Source organism: Algibacter sp. YIN40, from assembly GCF_057219435.1.
In genome coordinates, this window is record NZ_JBXVVC010000001.1 from 59,687 (window position 1) to 79,798 (window position 20,112).

At 32.5% G+C, this 20,112-nt stretch carries 18 protein-coding genes; 7 read left to right on the plus strand and 11 right to left on the minus strand.

What is annotated here, in order from left to right; translation table 11 throughout:
• Nucleotides 1-252: 252 nt before the first annotated feature.
• Entirely contained in the window at nucleotides 253-1,185 is a 933-nt protein-coding gene (locus AC2D6V_RS00290) for a peptidylprolyl isomerase (protein WP_484646048.1), read from the minus strand.
• Between the two features lie 107 nt (nucleotides 1,186-1,292).
• Between AC2D6V_RS00290 and AC2D6V_RS00295 the strand changes: the two genes are divergently transcribed.
• Nucleotides 1,293-1,817 (plus strand): GNAT family N-acetyltransferase, encoded by a 525-nt coding sequence (locus AC2D6V_RS00295; RefSeq protein ID WP_484646049.1) that lies wholly within the window; start codon nucleotides 1,293-1,295, stop codon nucleotides 1,815-1,817.
• Here the strand turns inward: AC2D6V_RS00295 and AC2D6V_RS00300 are convergent.
• The gene (locus AC2D6V_RS00300; RefSeq protein WP_484646050.1) at nucleotides 1,810-4,014 is read right to left on the minus strand and encodes a RecQ family ATP-dependent DNA helicase; all 2,205 of its coding nucleotides are present in this window, start codon (nucleotides 4,012-4,014) and stop codon (nucleotides 1,810-1,812) included. The genes AC2D6V_RS00295 and AC2D6V_RS00300 overlap by 8 nt on opposite strands.
• 202 nt (nucleotides 4,015-4,216) lie before the next feature.
• Here AC2D6V_RS00300 and AC2D6V_RS00305 point away from each other — a divergent pair, with 202 nt between their 5' ends.
• The 4 genes from AC2D6V_RS00305 to lptB all read left to right on the plus strand — a co-directional run bounded on the left by AC2D6V_RS00305 (nucleotide 4,217) and on the right by lptB (nucleotide 7,154).
• Nucleotides 4,217-5,182, plus strand: coding sequence for a KpsF/GutQ family sugar-phosphate isomerase (locus AC2D6V_RS00305; RefSeq protein WP_484646051.1), 966 nt, complete (start codon nucleotides 4,217-4,219; stop codon nucleotides 5,180-5,182).
• Complete coding sequence (gene tatC / locus AC2D6V_RS00310; protein WP_484646052.1) at nucleotides 5,182-6,000, plus strand: twin-arginine translocase subunit TatC; 819 nt, start codon at nucleotides 5,182-5,184, stop codon at nucleotides 5,998-6,000. Before AC2D6V_RS00305 ends, tatC begins: the two co-directional genes overlap by 1 nt.
• The gene (locus tag AC2D6V_RS00315) at nucleotides 5,993-6,340 is read left to right on the plus strand and encodes a carboxymuconolactone decarboxylase family protein (protein WP_484646053.1); all 348 of its coding nucleotides are present in this window, start codon (nucleotides 5,993-5,995) and stop codon (nucleotides 6,338-6,340) included. Before tatC ends, AC2D6V_RS00315 begins: the two co-directional genes overlap by 8 nt.
• A 73-nt stretch (nucleotides 6,341-6,413) precedes the next feature.
• Complete coding sequence (gene lptB / locus AC2D6V_RS00320) at nucleotides 6,414-7,154, plus strand: LPS export ABC transporter ATP-binding protein (RefSeq protein ID WP_484646054.1); 741 nt, start codon at nucleotides 6,414-6,416, stop codon at nucleotides 7,152-7,154.
• A gap of 114 nt (nucleotides 7,155-7,268) precedes the next feature.
• Here lptB and AC2D6V_RS00325 read toward each other — a convergent pair whose 3' ends face one another.
• A complete protein-coding gene (locus tag AC2D6V_RS00325; protein ID WP_484646055.1) occupies nucleotides 7,269-8,048 on the minus strand; it encodes a TerC family protein in 780 nt (259 codons plus the stop codon).
• Between the two features lie 9 nt (nucleotides 8,049-8,057).
• Complete coding sequence (locus AC2D6V_RS00330; protein WP_484646056.1) at nucleotides 8,058-8,783, minus strand: CDP-alcohol phosphatidyltransferase family protein; 726 nt, start codon at nucleotides 8,781-8,783, stop codon at nucleotides 8,058-8,060.
• Nucleotides 8,784-9,083: 300 nt separating this feature from the next.
• On the opposite strand from AC2D6V_RS00330, the gene AC2D6V_RS00335 reads away from it, so the two are divergent.
• Both AC2D6V_RS00335 and AC2D6V_RS00340 read left to right on the plus strand, forming a co-directional pair.
• Nucleotides 9,084-10,154 carry a putative type IX sorting system protein PorV2 gene (locus AC2D6V_RS00335; protein ID WP_484646057.1) on the plus strand — a complete coding sequence of 357 codons (1,071 nt, stop codon included), beginning with the start codon at nucleotides 9,084-9,086 and terminating at the stop codon, nucleotides 10,152-10,154.
• 24 nt (nucleotides 10,155-10,178) lie between these two features.
• Nucleotides 10,179-11,519, plus strand: coding sequence for a lipoprotein N-acyltransferase Lnb domain-containing protein (locus AC2D6V_RS00340; RefSeq protein WP_484646058.1), 1,341 nt, complete (start codon nucleotides 10,179-10,181; stop codon nucleotides 11,517-11,519).
• 181 nt (nucleotides 11,520-11,700) lie between these two features.
• Here AC2D6V_RS00340 and AC2D6V_RS00345 read toward each other — a convergent pair whose 3' ends face one another.
• From AC2D6V_RS00345 to AC2D6V_RS00375, 7 genes are all read right to left on the minus strand, one after another.
• A complete protein-coding gene (locus AC2D6V_RS00345; RefSeq protein ID WP_484646059.1) occupies nucleotides 11,701-13,098 on the minus strand; it encodes a sugar transferase in 1,398 nt (465 codons plus the stop codon).
• A 57-nt stretch (nucleotides 13,099-13,155) separates the two neighbouring features.
• On the minus strand, nucleotides 13,156-14,160 hold the full coding sequence (locus tag AC2D6V_RS00350; protein ID WP_484646060.1) for a glycosyltransferase family 4 protein: 1,005 nt from the start codon (nucleotides 14,158-14,160) through the stop codon (nucleotides 13,156-13,158).
• 27 nt (nucleotides 14,161-14,187) lie between these two features.
• Nucleotides 14,188-15,009: a transglutaminase domain-containing protein gene (locus tag AC2D6V_RS00355; RefSeq protein ID WP_484646061.1), complete on the minus strand. Its 822-nt coding sequence runs from the start codon at nucleotides 15,007-15,009 to the stop codon at nucleotides 14,188-14,190.
• A gap of 49 nt (nucleotides 15,010-15,058) precedes the next feature.
• Nucleotides 15,059-16,426: an O-antigen ligase family protein gene (locus AC2D6V_RS00360; protein WP_484646062.1), complete on the minus strand. Its 1,368-nt coding sequence runs from the start codon at nucleotides 16,424-16,426 to the stop codon at nucleotides 15,059-15,061.
• 100 nt (nucleotides 16,427-16,526) lie between these two features.
• Nucleotides 16,527-17,651, minus strand: coding sequence for a glycosyltransferase (locus AC2D6V_RS00365; RefSeq protein ID WP_484646063.1), 1,125 nt, complete (start codon nucleotides 17,649-17,651; stop codon nucleotides 16,527-16,529).
• An 18-nt stretch (nucleotides 17,652-17,669) separates the two neighbouring features.
• The gene (locus AC2D6V_RS00370) at nucleotides 17,670-18,782 is read right to left on the minus strand and encodes a glycosyltransferase family 4 protein (RefSeq protein WP_484646064.1); all 1,113 of its coding nucleotides are present in this window, start codon (nucleotides 18,780-18,782) and stop codon (nucleotides 17,670-17,672) included.
• The gene (locus AC2D6V_RS00375) at nucleotides 18,782-20,110 is read right to left on the minus strand and encodes a glycosyltransferase family 2 protein (protein ID WP_484646065.1); all 1,329 of its coding nucleotides are present in this window, start codon (nucleotides 20,108-20,110) and stop codon (nucleotides 18,782-18,784) included. The genes AC2D6V_RS00370 and AC2D6V_RS00375 overlap by 1 nt, the downstream gene beginning before the upstream one ends.
• Nucleotides 20,111-20,112 lie beyond the last annotated feature (2 nt).

Below are 20,112 nucleotides of genomic sequence, written 5' to 3' on the forward strand. Positions count from 1 at the left end.
TATATGAATAAGATACTTCGACTGCGCTCAGTATAAGTGACTCACACAATTTCGAGAAAATTCGGGATTGGTTCTTAACATGTCCTTTAAACCATATAAAAATACTTCGGCTACGCTCAGCATAAGTGATTCACGAACTTTTAATGAATAAAAAGTTGTTCACTACATGGTTCTTTAAACCATTAAAAGATACTTCGACTGTGCTCAGTATAAGTGATTCACACAATTTTTAAATAAAAATTGGTTCACTACTTACTTTACATTCATTAATTCTACATCAAAAATCAATGTAGCATCTGGTGGAATAACGCCTCCAGCACCTGCACTTCCATAAGCTAAATGACTAGGGATAACAAAACGTGCCTTGTCACCTACTTTAAGTAAACCAATACCTTCATCCCATCCAGGAATAACTTGACCTACACCTAAAGGAAAATCAATTGGTTCATTTCTTTTATATGAAGAATCGAAAACAGTTCCATCTGAAAGTTGACCTTTGTAATGTACAGACACCGTTTTACCTTTTTCTGCTTCGTTACCATCTCCTTTTTGTAAAATTTGGTAGCGCAAACCACTGTCCGTTTTACTAAAACCAGCAGCAATTTTATCAAGCTCTGCTTCTGCTTTTGCTTTTTCTTCTGCTAATCTTTTTTCTCTTGAGCCTTCAAAAGTTCTAAAAGATTCAATAGCATTGAAAGCTTCCGCTTCTTCGCCAACTCTTACAATTTCTAAACTTTCTATTTTATCTCCTTGAGCAATAGTATCAACTATATCTTGTCCCTCTTTAACTTTACCAAACACAGTATGTTTATTATCTAACCAAGATGTTTCAATATGTGTTATAAAAAACTGACTCCCATTTGTTCCAGGGCCTGCATTTGCCATTGACAAAACGCCTGGACCATCATGTTTTAAATCTGGATGAAATTCATCATCAAATTTATACCCTGGGTTTCCAGCGCCTGAACCTTGTGGGCATCCACCTTGAATCATAAAATCTGGAATCACTCTATGAAATTTTAAACCATCATAATAGGGTGTTCCTTGAGGTTTTACAGAGTTCTCTAAATTACCTTCAGCTAAAGCGACAAAGTTGCCAACTGTTCCTGGTGTTTTTTGATATTCTAAAGTGACTAAAATCTCTCCTTTAGTTGTATTAAATTTTGCGTATAAACCGTCTTGCATTGTTCTAATTTTTAAGAAAGTGCAAAGATAGAAAACTAAGTTAGAAGTATATAGGATGCATTAAAAGTATTTATTAAAATTTAATATATTTAAATAATCAAAAAAGCATGGAACAAATTGTAATTAAAAAAGCGACAGTAAAAGATGTAATTTCCTTAGCGCTATTGGCACGAGTGACATTTAGAGAAGCTTTCGGTCATTTATTTACTGATAATCAAAACCTAATTGATTATTTTGCAAAGTCCTTTTCTATACAAGCATTGACTAAGAAATTAAAGGATGAAAATAATATTTATTGGATTGCCTACATAGATGACCTTCCTGTGGGATATGCTAAATTAATTAAGAATTCCCCATCTAAATTTATTAGTGATAAAAAAGTCTCAGAGCTACAGCGTATTTATGTTCTCAATGATTTTTTAAACAGAAAAATTGGGCACTTACTACAGAACAAGGTTTTTGAAGAGGTAAAAGGAATTAACTCAAATTATTTATGGTTATCGGTTTATGTTGATAACACCAAAGCTATACGATTTTATAAGCGCTATTGTTATGAGGAATTAGGCAGTCACACCTTTGGAATTTTAAATCAGTATTTTGAATTTTCTGTTATGAGCAAAGCTTTTAATTAGCTACTTCACTAATAAATTTAATTCGGTATAAACGAAGTTCTTCATCGTCATAATCCCCGTCAAACTCTTCAATAGCATCATCAATCGAATCCGTTTCAGATTCCATAAAATATTCATGAATTTCTTCTTGCTGGTCTTCATCCAAAATATCGTTAAGCCAATAATCAATATTCAATTTTGTTCCAGAATACACAATAACTTCCATTTCTTTAATAAAATCTGTCATAGACATACCTTTGGATGATGAAATGTCGTCTAGTGGTAATTTTCTATCAATATTTTGGATAATATAAAGCTTTAACGAAGAATTGCTTCCGGTGGATTTTACTACCATATCATCTGGACGAATAATATCGTGCTCTATCACATAGTTAGCAATTAATGCCACAAAATCTTTACCATACTTTTTAGCTTTCCCATCGCCAACACCATGCACGTTACCTAATTCTGCAATTGTAATTGGGTATTTTAAAGACATATCTTCTAAAGATGGATCTTGGAATATAACAAATGGTGGTACTCCCAATTTTTTAGCGTTTCGCTTTCTCAAATCTTTTAGCATACCCATTAAAACTTCATCGGCCACTGCTCCACCTCCTTTTTGTGCAGTAATAATACTACCGTCTTCTTGGGCACCTTCAAAAATATGATCCTCTGTCATCATAAAAGACTTTGGTTTCGTAATAAAGTCGCGACCAGAATCATGTAGTTTTATAACGCCATAGGTTTCAATATCTTTTCTTAAATAGCCTGCGACTAATACTTGTCTTAATAAGGCCATCCAATATTTGTTGTCTTTATACTTTCCTTTACCAAAAAAGGGTTGCTCGTTGGTTTTGTGCGAATTTATTAATGCGTTTTCTTTTCCAACTATGACATTAACCAAATCTTTAGATTTGTATTTTTCATTGGTATTATCAATAGTTTCTAATAAAATTTTCACCTCATCTTTGGCTTCATGTTGCTTTTTAGGATGTCTTACATTATCATCCATTTCGCCTCCCTCACCTGTTTTAGTATCGAACTCTTCACCGAAATAATGAAGGATAAATTTTCTTCGTGAAATAGATGTTTCTGCAAATGCGACAACCTCTTGTAATAAGGCTTGTCCTATCTCCTGTTCGGCCACAGGCTTACCAGACATGAACTTCTCTAACTTTTCGATATCTTTATAAGCATAAAAGGCCAAACAATGTCCTTCACCTCCATCTCGTCCAGCACGACCGGTTTCTTGATAATAACTTTCTATACTTTTTGGGATGTCATGATGGATAACAAAACGCACATCTGGTTTGTCAATACCCATACCAAATGCTATGGTAGCAACAACCACATCAACATCTTCCATTAAAAACTTGTCTTGATAGCTCGATCTTGATTTAGCATCTAAACCCGCATGATACGGCACTGCTTTAACACCATTTACTTGCAATACTTGCGCAAGTTCTTCAACGCGTTTTCTACTTAAGCAATAAACAATTCCCGATTTACCATCATTTTGCTTTATAAAACGAATAATGTCGGCATCCACATCTTTAGTTTTAGGGCGTACCTCATAATACAAATTAGGTCTATTAAAAGAAGCTTTAAATGTTTTAGCATTACCAATACCCAAGTTCTTAATAATATCTTCTTGTACTTTTGGCGTTGCAGTAGCTGTTAATCCAATAATTGGAATATTATCGCCAATCCTACCTATTATATTACGTAAGTTTCTATATTCTGGTCTAAAGTCATGCCCCCATTCACTAATACAATGCGCTTCATCTATGGCCATAAAGGAAACTTTAACAGATCTTAAGAACTCTACATTTTCTTCTTTTGTTAAAGACTCTGGTGCTACATAAAGTAATTTGGTAACCTTATTAACAATATCCTCTTTTACGCGTTTAACCTCTGTTTTATTGAGCGAAGAATTTAATACATGTGCCACGCCTTCTTCGTCAGAAATACCACGAATGGCATCAACTTGATTCTTCATTAACGCTATTAAAGGGGATACTACTATTGCTGTACCCTCTTGCATCAATGCGGGGAGTTGGTAACAAAGTGATTTACCACCACCAGTAGGCATTATTACAAATGTATGATTCCCTGATAGTAAACTCTTAATTACACCTTCTTGAAGTCCTTTGAATTTATTAAACCCAAAATATTTTTTTAGTGAAGCGTGTAAGTCACTTTTTGCCGTCAACATGAAATACAAATAATGAATTTATGTGTTTAAATATCAATTAAACACCCAAATGCTATTAATTAATTTAGTAATCTTATTAGAGAACCCTCGTTTTTTTTTCGTTAGTTTTGTAACGAAATTTTTTAAATCAAATAAGTTTTTATTTGACTAACATTAAAGATAACAAAATCTTTAAAAGCATCAACCAAAAAAATAATAAATTTTGAACTACAAAGATTCTATTATTCATACGGCCAAACAAACTATTGAAACGGAAAGTCAAGCTATTTCAAATTTGTCTCACCTTCTTACTGATGATTTTTCCGATGCAGTAGAATTAATTTATAAATCGAAAGGGCGGGTTATAATTACCGGAATTGGTAAAAGTGCCATTATCGCTAACAAAATTGTTGCGACTTTAAATTCTACTGGTACGCCATCTGTATTTATGCATGCAGCAGATGCAATTCATGGGGATTTAGGACTCATTCTAAAAGATGATGTCGTTATATGTATATCAAAAAGTGGCAATACGCCTGAAATAAAAGTATTAGTACCTTTAATTAAAAGCGCAAAAAATACGATGATTGCCATTACTGGTAATAAAGATTCTTTTCTGGGTCAGAACGCAAATTATGTTTTAAATACGTATGTTGAGAAAGAAGCATGTCCGAACAATTTAGCACCTACTACAAGTACAACTGCACAATTAGTTATGGGTGATGCGCTTGCAGTTTGTTTGTTAGAGCTACGAGGTTTTTCTAGCAACGACTTTGCTAAATACCATCCCGGAGGCTCATTAGGGAAAAAATTATATTTAAGAGTACAAGATATTTCGTCTGTAAATGAAAAACCAAGAGTTACCAGCAACACTGGCATAAAAGATGTGATTGTTGAAATTTCAGAAAAAATGTTGGGTGTTACAGCAGTCATCGAAAATGACAAAGTAATAGGTATAATTACAGATGGAGATTTAAGGCGTATGCTTTCTAAAGTTGATGATTTTGCTTCATTAACTGCTAAAGATATTATGAGTAAAAACCCTAAACTTATTGAGGCAGAGGCTATGGCAGTTGATGCACTTGAGGTTATGGAGAATAATGGTATTTCACAACTGCTTGTAGAACATCATGGGAAATATGCTGGAGTGGTGCATTTACATGATTTAATAAAAGAAGGAATAATATAATGGCTAGAAAGAACATTAATGAGATGTCTTTTTTAGATCATCTTGAGGATTTACGCTGGCATTTAATAAGAATTATTACGGCGGTTGTTGTTGTTGCAACTATTGCTTTTATTTTTAGCAGATTTATTTTCAACACAATTATTTTTGCTCCATTAGACATGAGTTTCCCAACTTATGATTTCTTATGTAATGCAGCTAAATTTATAGGACTTAACACAACGTTTTGCGCGGAAAAAATGCCAATGATTATACAAAATCGGACGATGGCTGGACAGTTTTCGGCCGATATATGGACAGCCATTTTAGCAGGTTTTGTTATTTCATTCCCCTATGTTATTTATCAATTATGGAAGTTTATCAGTCCAGGTTTGCATAGTAACGAACGTAAACATTCAAGAGGTTTTATAATCATATCATCACTTTTATTTTTTATAGGAGTTTTATTTGGGTACTATATTGTTACACCGCTTTCTCTAAATTTTTTAGCGAACTATAGTATATCTGATATAGTTGACAATCAAATCGATATAAGCTCATATATCGCCTTAGTACGTTCTTCTGCTTTGGCATCAGGTTTAATTTTTGAGTTACCTATAATTATCTATTTTTTAACTAAAATAGGCTTGGTAACGCCTGAAACACTTAGAAAATATAGGAAATATGCCCTTGTAATAGTTCTTATACTTTCAGCAATAATTACACCGCCAGATATCGCAAGTCAGGTAATAGTAGCGATTCCTATTTTAATATTATATCAAGTAAGTATTTACATTTCTAAAGTTGTAATTAGAAATCAAAAAAGAAAAGAAAATGTCTGATATTGTTAAAGAGTTTAATGATTATCGAGAAAGAATGAACGATAAAATTCTTTCAGATAACAATAAAGTAATAAAACGTATTTTTAATTTAGATACTAACGCATTTTCCGAAGGCGCTTTAGATGTTAAAACAAAAGAATTGCTTGGTTTGGTAGCGTCTACTGTATTGCGCTGTGATGATTGTGTAAAATATCATTTAGAAACGAGTTATAAAGAAGGTTTGACAAAAGAAGAAGTCGTTGAAGCCTTAAGTATTGCGACCTTGGTTGGCGGCACTATAGTCATTCCACATTTGCGACGTGCTTATGAGTTTTGGGATGCTTTAGAATCTCAAAGTTAAACAAAACATAAATTCAAATAACGCCTAACAAAGTCTATATGATTTTACTATTTTTAGCGTTCATTATACGAGTATGATTTTAAGAGCCGAAAATTTAATGAAGTCCTATAGCGGACGAAAAGTTGTAAAAGATGTTTCACTTGAGGTAAAGCAAGGTGAAATTGTTGGTCTATTAGGCCCAAATGGGGCTGGAAAAACAACCTCTTTTTATATGATTGTTGGCTTAATAAAACCTAATGGCGGACATATTTTTTTGGACAACCAAGAGATTACTAAATACCCTATGTACAAACGTGCTCAAAACGGGATAGGCTATTTGGCACAGGAAGCTTCGGTTTTTAGAAAATTAAGCATTGAAGACAATATATTAAGTGTGTTACAACTTACCAAGCTTAGCAAGAAGCAGCAACACGATAAAATGGAATCACTCATTGAAGAATTTGGATTAGGTCATATTCGAAAAAACAGAGGCGATTTACTATCTGGTGGTGAGCGTCGTCGTACAGAAATTGCACGCGCACTGGCTACCGATCCAAGTTTTATTTTATTAGATGAACCTTTTGCTGGTGTAGACCCTGTAGCAGTTGAAGATATTCAGCGTATTGTAGCACAACTTACTAAAAAAAATATAGGTATTCTTATTACGGACCATAATGTACAAGAAACATTAGCTATTACTGATAGAACTTATTTAATGTTTGAAGGCGGTATTTTAAAACATGGTATCCCTGAAGACCTTGCTAATGATGACATGGTGCGTAAAGTGTATTTAGGTCAAAACTTCGAGTTACGCAAAAAGAAGATACGGGATTAGGTTGTTTGCTGTTATAAAAATAAAAATCTTTATCATTCATACCTGCGCAGGAATGGCAAAAGATTAGAATTTTGAATTACTTAAAACACTATTTAAATAAATTTGCTACTACTATTAATTATCCTTAACCTCTTGTTCCTGCTCTTTCAATAATTTCTTTTGATAACGACCTTGTACAAGGTCTGTTATGACTAAAATGGCAATCACAAAATAGAATGTTGTTTTACTCATATGCTCTACATGATTTCCAAAGAGTTCTAAATGCGCCAGTTCACCACCTTCGGTCACCAACATAATTCCAACAATAAAAAGTATAAACAGACCCAAAACTTCATACATTCTATTTTTTGCTAAGAAATCTGAAACTTTATCGGCTAGCCAAATCATCATCACACCACTAGCAATAATGGCTACTGCCATCACCCATATAACATCTGTTAAGGCTATAGCACTTAAAATGGAATCGAATGAAAACACAACATTCATTATTACAATCATAGTTATCACTTTTCCCACAGAGCTTTTAGAACCATCCTCTATATTATGTCCTATATCGTGAATGGCAATCATATGCCAAATTTCTTTCATTGCTGTGTAAATAATAAATGCGCCTCCACCAAGCACAATTAAACTGTGAATGTTAAACTGTCCAACTAAAACATCTTCAAAATCAAATCCAAAAATAGGATCTTGAAATAAATCAATAACCTGCAATAAAACAACTAAAAGTATAATCCGAAGTGCAATGGCTAAAAGAATCCCGATTTTACGCACGTAGGCTTGTTTTTCTTTTGGAGCACGCTTACTTTCCAATGAAATGTATAATAAATTATCGAACCCTAAAACAGCTTGTAAAAGCACTAACATAAGTAGTGTAAAAATATTTTCAACCATTGTAATAAATTATTTGGATGTTAAGTTATCTAAAATTGACATGATAATATACAGTAGAATAATAATTGGAATTGCGGCAAATTGAACAACTGCTAAAAGCACTATGCATAATATGATAAAAATATACCTTGTAGCATTACTTTTAAAATCCCAACTTTTAAATTTTAGTGCAAATAGTTTAATGCTAGAATTAAGCAAATAGCAACTCAATAAAGTTAAACCAATTAAAAACCATTTATTAAGTATAATGGCATTAATAGTATCACTATCCTGAAACTCCATTATTAACGGCAATGACAATATTAATAAAGCATTTGCAGGTGTTGGAAGTCCTTTAAAATAAGTTTGCTGCTCTGCATCTATATTAAATTTTGCTAATCTATAGGCCGATGCCAAGGTTATTGTTAAGCCAATTAATGGTATTGCAAGCAGTTCGAAATTACCCGATAAATATAACTCTCCCCAATCCGACTCCACTAATTCTAAAAGTTTATACATAATAATGCCAGGAACCAATCCGCTAGTAACCATGTCTGCTAAAGAATCTAATTGAACCCCCAGTTCGCTTTGAACATTCAGTTTTCTGGCTGCAAAACCATCAAAGAAATCGAAAAAAATACCAAGAAAAACAAAAAATGCTGCAGTAACAAAATTGTTGTTTACAGCATAAATGGTCGCGATACATCCGCAAAACAAGTTTAAAAGCGTTAAGGCATTTGGTATGTAACGAGTCATAAAAGGTTCTAATTATTTATGTAAAAATAACAAACTATTCACGTCTTAAACAAGCCTCAGACAATATCTATTATAAATTCCAGTTTATAGACTATAAAATCAAGGATTTAAAGCGATGCTACCATTTTATATAATTTACCTGATGTGTATTTGATTAAAATTTGTCAATTCGAGTGAATTTAACAGATTTTCAATCGTTAAATTCACTCGAACTGACATTCTTTGGTTATAAAATTCAAATTGCACAATAGGTATTATGATTAAATTGGTATTATGTGCATCTTTGTAAAAAAATTGCGATTGAAAGTTTACATAACCACAATACTTTGTGTTCTATCACTCACACTATGTGCGCAAACCACTAGAAAATACTCTAATGAGTTCATGAATATTGGTGTTGATGCTGCTGCATTAGGGATGAGTAGTGCTGTAACATCCCATACTTCCGATGTGAATTCCGGGTATTGGAATCCAGCTGGTCTTTTAAAAATTGAAGACAATCAATTGGCACTAATGCACTCTAGTTACTTTGCTAATATTGCAAACTACGATTATGCTGCATTCGCCATGCCTTTAGATGATAGAAGTGCAGTAGGCGTCTCATTAATTCGTTTTGCTGTGGATGATATTTTAAATACAACACAGTTAATTGATGAACAAGGAAATATTAACTACGACCGAATTAGTCTATTCTCTACCGCCGATTATGGACTTACATTTTCTTACGCTAGATCACTTCCAGTTGATGGTTTAAATTATGGCGTTAATGCCAAAGTAATAAGACGTATTATTGGTGATTTTGCATCTTCTTGGGGTTTTGGACTGGATGTTGGAGTCCAGTTTGAAACGAATAACGATTGGAAATTCGGATTAATGGCTCGTGATATTACAACTACATTTAATGCCTGGGCTATCGATGAAGATGAATTTGCGAAAATTCGCGATGCTGTGGCAGGACAAAATCAAGAATTACCAGAAACTACCGAAATCACGATTCCGAAACTTCAATTAGGTATTTCGAAGCTCACGACTTTTCATTACGATTATACACTCTTAACTGCAGTAAATTTAAATGTTCGATTTGAAGAAAATAACGATGTTTTTTCATCTTCATTTGCGAGTATAAATCCAGCATTAGGATTTGAATTCGGCTATGTTGACATGGTTTATTTACGCGCTGGGATGGGTAATTTTCAAAATGAATTACAAATTGATAATACCGAACAGTTAACATTTCAACCTAGTTTTGGTGTTGGTTTTAAATACAATGGTGTTCAAATTGATTATGCCTTTACAGACATTGGTGACCAAAGTGTGGCATTGTATTCTAATGTATTTTCTCTAAAACTAGATTTCAGTATCTTTAGATGATGAATTCCTTTAAACTTTTTTAATTTGAAGCAAATTAGCATCAAACTATTGGGTCTCGATACGATACCGATATTCATCGAAATCACTCGACCTGACAACAACTCTTTCAAAAATTGTCAATTCGAGTGGTTTTTCGCAGAAAAACTGTATCGAGAAACTTTTTCTTTTAAAGGTTTAAATTATTTCTACAGAAAACTACTCGTTATTGCTCTCTTACTACTAACCTTGACAGTTAATGGACAATCAAAAAACCTATCTCCCGAAACCGACATAAGTGTATTAACAATAGGCCCTGGTGTTTCTCTTAATGATGCATTTGGACATAACGCTTTTAGAATTAAAGACCCTATAAAAGGCACCGATTTAGTTTTTAACTATGGGGTTTACGATTTTGATACGCCTAATTTCTATCTCAAATTTGCACAAGGCAAGCTGAATTATCTAATTGGCTTAAATTATTATGAAGACTTTTATGAAAGCTATGTTTCGCAAAATCGAACCATTAAAGAACAGGTTTTAAATCTATCTGCAGCTGAAAAGCAAAAGCTCTTTGACTATTTATTAAATAATATAAAACCAGAAAACAGAGCTTATTTATACGATTTCTTTTATGATAATTGTGCAACAAGAATAAGGGATGTTTTAGAATCTGTAACAGAAAAAGGTATTGTATTTAAAAAGCCTGAAAATTTTAAACCTGAAAATTTTAGGACGCTAATTCATAGTAAAGTAGACAGAAACTCTTGGGGGTCATTTGGTATTGACATCGCCCTCGGTTCAGTTATAGATAAAGAAGCCTCTCCAAGAGAGCACATGTTCTTACCTGATAATATTTTTGCTTTTTTTGAAAGCGCTACAGTCAAAGATTCAGGTAAAAAATTAGTTAAAAACACGAATACTTTATTTCAAAAAATAGAGCAACATACATCTTTTAATTTCTTTTCAAGTCCTCTTTTTATATTGGGGATTATTGGTTTCTTAATCCTTTTTATAACCTATAAAGATTTCAAAAACAATAATCCAAGTCGTTGGTTAGATGTCTTTATTTTTGGACTTACCGGAATTATTGGTGTATTTATTCTATTGCTTTGGTTTGCAACAGATCATCATGGAACGCATCAAAATTACAACTTGCTTTGGGCCTTTGCATTGAATCTATTTGTTATCCCACAGCTTTTCAAAAAAGAAACATCTAACTGGTTTATAAAATATCTCAAATTTCTTGTTATTTTACTTTGCCTTTTAACTTTGCATTGGATTATTGGAGTCCAAGTTTTTGCCGTTGCACTAATTCCTTTACTTGTTGCGCTAGCGATTCGCTATTTGTATTTAATTCTAAATTTTAAGAAATTTATGTCAGTTTGAGTGCCAAATCTGTGATTTGGTGTATCGAAAACAAATGAATTTCCTAGTTAAAACACTTCTCGATACTAAATTCTTTTAGTCCCCGATAGCCATCGGGATCACTCGAAGTGACGTTAGAATTATTCACGTAATTTAGTCATAATCAGTAACCAATAACCAATAACCAATAACCAAGTTTAAACTATTGTCCTCTAAAAAAGACCACCGTACTCATCGTTTTTATTAAGATATTGAAATCTAGAAAGAAACTACGATGCTTTATATAATACAAATCGTATTGAAGCTTAAGCAAACTATCATCTACCGTTGCAGCATAACGTGTTTTTACCTGCGCCCATCCAGTTAACCCGGGTTTAATTATATGGCGCGTTTCATAAAACGGCAACAATTGGGATAACTCACGAACAAAATGAGGACGTTCTGGACGAGGCCCAATCATGCTCATTTCGCCAAGAAGAATATTTAAAAACTGAGGGATTTCATCCAGTCTGGTATGTCTTAAAAATTTCCCAAAAACTGTTATACGAGAGTCATTCTTAACTGCCCAAACAGCTCCTTTCTGCTCTGCATTTTCAATCATTGTTCGGAATTTAATCATCCTAAATACATCACCATTTTTACCAATTCTATCTTGAGTAAAAAACAAAGGCCCACGGTTACCAAAAAGGTTACCAATTACAATTAATGGTAGAAAGATGATTCCAAATAACACACCAACTATTGCAATTAGCATATCAAATAGGCGATGAAAAAACAGGTATAATTTGTTCTGATTACTGCGGCTAAAAGGGAAATATTTATAAAAATCTTTTCCAACAAATTGCACCGGAACTCTTTGCGTCATATCCTCATATACTTGGGTATACTCTTTAATTGGGAAGCCTGTTTCTAAAAGTGTAATAAGTTTACGGTAAATATCAGAAGTAATATTTTCAGAATTATAGGTTGCTACGACTATTTCCTTAATTTGTTCTTCTTCAATAACTTTATGAATTTCACTAGGCTTGTATTCTGGAATACCAAAAAATCTTATGCCTTCAGGAGCTTCAGCTTCAGCTTCACAATTTATAAAACCAACTATCTTATAATTGGGATCGGAATCCTTAAAAGCATTTATAATAGTCTCAATATTCGATATTTCTCCTACAATAAGTACTTTTTTGTAAAATCTGGGCGAAACCACAAAACCTAAATACGTAAAACGCCATATAAATAAGGCTGCTAATATGGAAAAATAAAAGTAGAGAATCTGTAACCTATTATCTGGCAAAAAAGGTGTAAAGAATGGTGTTAGAAAATAAAATAGTACTGTAACAGAAACCGTAAGTACGATGTTAGAAGTGACTTGATCCGTTCTACTTGACTTTTGCAAGTCGTAAAGCTCGAATACGGTACCAAAAATTGATATATAAAGTATCAATACAAAAACCCATGTCCAATTTTCCTTATCAATTTTAAAATAATCGAAGTGAAAAACAGTTCCCACCAAGTATAAAACCCCTAGAATAAATAAAATATCAAAAATTCTAAGTAGGACTTTCCGTTCAGAAATATTAAAATGAATACTTTGATTAGACATGTAAGACAGGGTTAATAGCAAGTATAAATATAAGACCTTAATTTGAATAGACAATATTTAACTTAAAACTCTCATCCATTGTTCTTTGACATTAGTCCAGTCGAATTGTTCAACTTTTTTCCTTGCTTTATGTGTCATTTCTAACGTTTTGCCTGAACTTTCTATCATAGTTTTAATAGCACTTACAAACGCTTCTTCACTATTTGGCTCAACTAATAAACCATCAACACCATTTTCAATTAAAAATGGCATTCCTCCAATATTAGTTGAAACAACGGGTAAACCAAGTGCCATAGCTTCAATAACACTAACAGGCATATTATCGAAATTGGTGGTATTGATAAATATATTATAGTCTGTGGAAAGTCTAATCCATTCCTCCTTTGATAGTTTCCCAGTAAATTTAACAGGTGCATTAATATTACTAGCTAAATCTTTAACCTCTTTTAAAGTGCTATCACTATCTGGTCCAACCATGCATAAAGAAGTATTATAACCTTCATCAATTAAAGTTCTTAAAATTCTAACAGCTAATTTAGGATTGTAAATTTTCGAAAAAGATCGCACCCATAATAGCCTAATAGTTTCAAAATTCCTTTCTTTATAGGGGTAGTTTTTAATTTCTATTGTATTCGGAATGTGGACTATATTATCATAACCACCGTTTTTAAAACTGTGCTTTAAAAAATTAGAGGGCGCTACATTTTTATAAGCATTATTAAAAATAAGCTTACTTAGTTTTGGATTATTATTAAGGCGGTCTGGTAAGTTACCTCCATGTAAAATAGGGATGTATTTCAATTTTAAAAACCTGCATAATTGAGACACAAAAAACGCGTAATAAAAATTCTGAGTGCTATAGGTGTCTATTAGAACAAAATCAACTTTATTTCTTTGCCTGAAACAGGCTAGGAGCATATCTATGAGACGAAAAAACTTATTCTTTTTACTAGAAGCATAAAAAACTTTGAGTGAATCTTGTTCTAATAAGTTTCCAAGAACTTCTATATAAGCACTGTTCTTAGCTTTAAGTTTGTTTCCTATATAAAGAATGGATAGCATAAAAATTAAAATAGTACAATAGCTGCATTATCTATCATAGGCCAAATCACGTTTGCAATCATTTAAGGGAAACAAATAATAATAGCTCTTTCTCCGAATATAAAGCCAAAAGTGAATCATAAAAATAGGAATATAAGATTGAAATCTATCTAAATAGGTGTCATAAGTCTTATTACTATAATTACAAATTAAAAATGGCGCTCTAGACTGCTCTAAATAATAATAGTTTATGAGATCTTTATCAACTTCATTTGATTTTAAAAACGATTCAAATTTTAAATTATGCCCTTGGGTATTAATATCAAACAATTCTAAAACCGATAATGGCACATCAGACATTTCAGAATAAAACATTAACGTTTTCGCTACGTCAATGAGAATCCATTTTTTTAGTTCTTTCGAATAAAACTCATTAAAAGCATGCCCACCAAACTCACCGTTATAAGGAAATGATGTTATTCCCCATTCTTTAACTTTAATGTCATTAATAACACAAAAATTATTAAAAACCTGAGTTACATCACTACATACACCACCTTCTCCTTTAAGCATTTTTTCCAATGCTTTATCAGATGATAAACTTAATCCAGAACCTCCTTTAATATTATTTCTTAACCACTTTGATAAAACAATGACTCTTTCTAAGTCGGTTGAAGGATTGTTTTCTTTAAATATTTCATTATTAATATCATAAAAATACTTTGGAAGAGATTCCTTATTATTAAGAATATTGTAGTTATAGTTTTCAACCTCGTCAATGGTAGCATTTTGAGAGAGCAACTTAAATCTTATATAGTACAAAAAGGGATGTCTTTTTATAATCCAAACTATTTTTTTTATAAACTTCAAAATTCTTTTTTAATAGGCAATAGTAAAAGTAGGAAATTAATCTCAACTTCTATAGTATACTAGATTCATTTAAATTTTTAATAGCAAGTTGTTTTGGATGACTTTGCTTAAATATAGTTTTTTGGTTTATCTTTTTGGATTTTCTGTTTGAACTAATCGATTTTAAATAATGCTTTTCAGGAACTACATTTAGTAATGCAAAGCCATATAATAGTGCAGGAGCTGCTATTCTAATTCCTGAATGATTAATCGTAGCAAACCAAAAAGCTAAAAAAGCATAAAAATAATAGTTCCTTTTATTAGAAGATCGATATGCCAAAGGTTTAGTTATTAAAATCATGATAATAATAATCCCTAAAAATCCGTGTTCAGAGAGTAAACGTCCTAACTCATTGTGAGATGGTAATTGCGTTCCGCTATTCTCAACCCGTTTATCTTTAACACGACTTGCACCTATGCCCAAAAAAGGACTGCTCAAAAACCCTTCTATCTCTTCTTGCAATAACGCTATACGACCAGTACTAATATCACCTTTCTCCCTCCCTTGAGAATCTTTATTCGTATATCGTTTATCAATAAGCCCATCTGTTTGACTAGAACTTATGGTCCAAGCAACCATACTAGTTATTATTAATAAAAAAAATGAAATAATAATTTGATTTTTCATTCTATTTGAAGTTCTAAAAAACAGAGTAGACAGTAATGCAAATACTACTATAATCGCCGTAAAAACACCGCCTCGACTAAAGGTAACAATGGCTCGAAAGGTCATTGCTCCTAGTATTAACGTGTTTAAAATTTTTAAAAATAAAGTAGGTGATTTCATAAATAACCTCACAGCGATAGTGAACATACCTAGTCCTAAGGCTGTTGATACTTGATTAGGCCCAAAGCCACCAGACATGGCAGCATTAGAAGCAGTTCCAGATAACGTATCTTTAATACTTGGATTATATAAAAACAAATATGTTGTCATTGCTATAGATGGCAATGCTAAATACATTATAATATCCAAAATTTGTCTATTTGTAACTTTTCTATCATAACAAAACAAAGCTGCAATTCCCAAACATACAGGACCGCTTAAAACAAAAGCTATATTTGTCCTGAAATTGGCAAAAAAACTTAGGGTGTTTGAAGCTACTAATATAGATGGCACCAATAAAATTAAATAAAAAAAATAAGGGTACCCTTTTCCATTTAATCCCTTATAAAACATGCCAATTAACATAAATAAAATAACCAAATACTTAGAAGCTTCATAAGCAATCCCTCCTTTTGTCATTCTAAAAAGGACCTCTGCTCCAGCAAAATAGGCACAAGCTAAAAACACATTTTGAATTTTTTTGTTTTCAGGGGCTAGTATTATTTTTACAATAAAAAAGACCATAACAAGTAAAAAATAAACCTTACTCATGGGCCTATTCAAATGAAATAAAAATCCAAGTGCAATGTGGAACAACACTAAAAGCACATAATGGTCGGGTTTTTGGACTTTTATTCTGGGACTCAAAAGATTAAATATTTAAAATATGATTCTTAATTCGGCTATTATAATGAGAAAATGTGAACTTTCCAACCACATCATCAAAAGCACTTAACAATTCCCTGTGTTTAAACTGATCTATCTTAAGGGTGTTATTGAGTTGCACTACCAAATTCTCAATGGTCACAGGGTCTAACAAGACACCTAGTTTTTCATTCTTTATATAATGACCAATTGCCGAAATATCTGATACTAATGGTATGCATCCAAAATTCATTGCTTCTGCAATAACTTTAGGAAATCCTTCTGAGGCTGTTGTGGGTAATAAGAATACTTCAGATTTTCTATAGATCTCAAAAACCTCCTTTCTAGCTAATGCGCCATGAAACACAAAATTAACATTGCTTTTATTCGCTAATGCCTTAAAATAGCTCGCTTCATGACCCTCACCCACTAAATGAACGGTTCCTACTCGAATTTTATCTTCTATATTATTAAAAGCCTTAATAATACGCTCTACGCCTTTTTCCCTTTCCAGGCGTCCGACAAAGCAAAAAGACATTTTTTTGCTAAGCACTTTCTCCAGTCTTATCTTTTTACCTAGCCTGATATCAGCTTCTGTTAAACAAGGGTTTTCAAAACTTAAATGATGCTTAGGTTGCTGATTCCAATAGCCATTTATAGTTACTATCTTATTTTGTTTTATTAAAAACCATCGCTGGAAACGATATCCTATTGGTGCATTTTCTTGATTCCAATTGCCTGCATATTTATACCAGCCTTTTTTCTTTATAAATAACGAGAGATGAGGTATTAAAAACACCCCTATTCCTGTAGGAGCGCGTAATTGAAAACAGTCGGCTTTTTTTAAGGTATTTGAAACAATAGATACTATAGAGGGGGCTTTTAAAAGGATATTTAATTTATCAGAAAAACTTTTTCCTCCAACCGCAGGTATTGGAACAAAATGTATGCGATCGGATATGTATGGTAATACACTCTTGGGAGCTGGTTTATCATGAAACATGGCAATATGATAAATCTCATCAAAAATGTCTAATAAATGATTAATTTCATTCACGGTCGCTCCCCATCCAACAATCGTTCCATCGGCATTTTTATAATGTTCGGTATGCGATATAATGGCTAGTTTCAAAAATTTATAGGTTTTAAATTATATAGATTCAATGGCATGAATATATTGATTAATAATGGCATCCCAAGTATGAAGTCCAGCCCATTTTTTCGATTCTAAACGAAAATGGCCTTTCTGTTCTAATAGCACATCAATAGCACTTGCAAATGCTTCATTATCATTATGTTCTATTATTAAACCCGATTTACCGTCTAGAATCGCATCCTCGATGCCACTGTTTTTAGCGCCAATTGCAGGAACCCCTAAAGCATTTCCTTCAATAATAGCAATACCAAAACCTTCTACATCGCCAGTTTTAGTCTCAGAACTTAACATCACATTAATATGACTGCTTCCCACTAAGGTCTTTAACTTGTCAAAGGAAACTTCTCCGTGAATAATTACGTGCTTTTCAACATTTAATTTCTTAGCCAATTCCATACATTGCTCCGATTTCGTATCTATCCCTACACAATGATATTGAATGTCAGGATACTTTTTTAGTAAAAGAGGCAAATTAGAAATCACGTGATGTTGTCCTTTTCTTTCAGAAATACGGCCGACAGTAATAAGTCTTGGATAACCAATAGTCGAACTAACAAAGGGCTTTTCTAATTTCCAAAGATTAGCATTATAACCATTATGAATTACTTCTACATTTTTTAGATTAAGATACCTAATTAACCCTTTTGTATAATTAGAAACAGCAATTAATTTATCAAACCGCCTTAAAGCACCATTAGTTATGCGTTTCAAAAAACTAGACTTTAAATTAACTTCGGAACCATGAATAACACCAATATATTTTTTGGTGTATAAGAAACTAAAGAAACCGACACTCCATAAAGAAAATTTACCTGTAGCTATAATAATATCATGGCTAGGTATTCGTTTTTTTAATAATTGAAGCCTTCTGTAATACATCATAGAACGATTCTTTTTTACCGATATTCGTTCCACTTTAAAAGGCAATGTTTTATCAAAATGAGCTTCGTCAGCTCCCAAATTAGACCTTGAATCGGATATAACCATAATACTATAATCATGTTTATATAAATGCAACGCTAGATTATGAGCATGATTACCTATCCCTCCTGGTTGTGGTGGAAACTCTGAAGTAACTATAAGAACTCGTTTTTTTTTCGAAGTCATTATAAGGTCTCAATTAAAGGTCCCGTTTTTATTTTTATTGAGGCTAAATTCCATGATTTAACAACTTGATATAAAACGAATGGGAGTAAAAATATAGAAACAAAAACGCCTAGTGCCAACATTGCTTTATTCTTTTTAAATTGATAAGGCATTATAGATAATGGAACTAAACGAATGAGGGCATATTTTGACAACTTATTTCCAAAATAGTTTCTAAAAAAATATAGCACACTGGGTATGGGTCTAGGAGATAGTAATTTTCGAGTTCTAAAAGCATCCCAACTACCCATTTCTCTTAAACCTCCAGTACCTACTTTTAAATGCAGTCGCTTAGCATATGGGTTTGAAACATTCAAAAAATTATTTAAATAGACACGCATCCCAAATTCACCATCACCCATGCGTTGCTTTTCAAATTGCCTATCATACAAACCAATCTTTTCAAACACGTCTTTTCTAATCATAACATTACCAGTATCTAACTGATCACTAATTTTAAAATATGAATAATGAGCTGGCACTTCAGCACCTAAGGTAGAAATAGACACCCCAGAAGACACATCGGCTTTAAAAAAATCTAAACATTTTAAATGATTTGTTATCCAATTAGAGTCAACACGACTATCATCATCAAAAAAGAGTAGATAATCGCTGTCGCTTTGTTTTATGGCATTATTTCGCGCCAACCACAAAGCCATCTCTTTCTGATAAGTCACTTTTAAATCTAAATTAAAAATACTGTAAAATGATTCATTATACGCTTCTGATTGATCTACGACAATAACTTCAAAATGCTTGTAATCCTGACTTTCTAGGTCTCTGAGTACATCTTTTAGATAGGTATAGCGGTTAAGCGTTGGAATAATAACACTTACTTTAGGCGTGGTTTCTATTAATGAAGACGTGAATTTTTCAAAACTAGGATATGCAATAGGTTTTTTTAAATATGCAACTCGCTTTATCTTTCGTGTTTTAATCCAAGCATCAATATTTTTAAAAGGGTTTTTAAAACTAACCAGTTGAAGCATTAATACATAAAACACCCATGCTGGATGAAAATATTTCCGAATAAATCGATATTCATCAACTATTGGCAACGGCATAATGTTTTTTATAGTATCCATATCTCCTATATATCCTTTTTGAATAGCTTGCCATGATGCGTCGTATTCAATTCCTAGCTTTGTAGAAAACCCATTATCAATATCAAGGTCCTTTAAAATAACTTCTGGTAGTTCTGATAGTTTAGGATAGATATAACGTCCATTATGTCTAGGGATAATAAAATAATGAGTCGGCTGAATATATTTTAAGAATCTAAATAGCATAC